This is a genomic window from Mycobacterium sp. ZZG, assembly GCF_054786995.1.
In genome coordinates, this window is sequence record NZ_JBTBFV010000167.1 from 1 (window position 1) to 1,056 (window position 1,056).

At 64.6% G+C, this 1,056-nt stretch carries 1 protein-coding gene; it reads left to right on the top strand.

Annotated features, from left to right (window positions below):
- Positions 1-240 precede the first annotated feature (240 nt).
- A partial coding sequence (gene istA / locus ACXMYJ_RS29170; protein WP_460359553.1) for an IS21 family transposase occupies positions 241-1,056 on the top strand: 816 nt, incomplete at its 3' end.

Below are 1,056 nucleotides of genomic sequence, written 5' to 3' on the forward strand. Positions count from 1 at the left end.
TGTCGGCGGACATGAAAAACTGCCCACCGGCGGACATGAAAATGCCCAGTAGCGGCCAATAAGAACTGCCCACCGGCGGACACGAAAGTGCCCGTCGGCGGCCATGAATCTGTCCAGACCCCCTTTTGATGCCGTCCGGCGCGTCAGCGCCGGGGCGGCCTCTCCTGCGGTTTCGATGTCGATGCCTAGTCGAGATTGACAACCACAGGAAAGACCTACGTGAAGTCTGACGGAGAACTCATGGAAATACTCAATGCCTACGACCTGACCGGCTCTTATCGCGCCGCTGCGGAGTTGTGCGGGTGCTCGCACCACACCGTGAAGAAGGCCGTCGAAGACCGCAACGCCGGGTTGCCACCGGCCACGCGGCGGGCCCGGATGATCGACGATTGGCGCGAACTGCTCGAAACGTGGGTGGCTGATTCGAAGGGCAAGATCCGAGGCGACAAGGCCCACGAGAAGCTCGTCGCGTTGGGATACACCGGCACCGACCGCACTACCCGCCGGGCGCTGGCGGAAATCAAAGCCCAATGGCGGCTGGGTAATACACGTGTGCACCGACCATGGATCACCGAACCCGGACTGTGGCTGCAGTACGATTTCGCCGACGGGCCCTTGGTCGCCGGCCGCAAGATCGTGCTGCTGGTGGCGTGGCTGGCCTGGAGCCGCTACCGCGTCGTGGTGGCGTTGCGGGACCGCACCGCACCGAGCGTCTTCGCCGGGTTGGACCGCATCTTCCGCATCATCGGGGGTGCCCCGACGTATCTGCTCACCGACAACGAGAAAACCGTGACCACCGGACACATCGCCGGGGTCCCGGTCCGCAACCGCGCCGCGGTCACCTTCGGCCGCTACTACGGCATCACGGTGCTGACCTGTGAACCCGCCGACCCTGCCACCAAGGGCGGGGTGGAAAACGCCGTCAAACTCGCCAAAGCCGACATCGTGCCCACCGATACCAACCTGCTACCCCAGTACGGCAGCTTCGCCGACGTCGAAGCCGCGTGCGCACGCTTCACCACCGAGATCAACGCACGCAACCACCGCACCACCGGG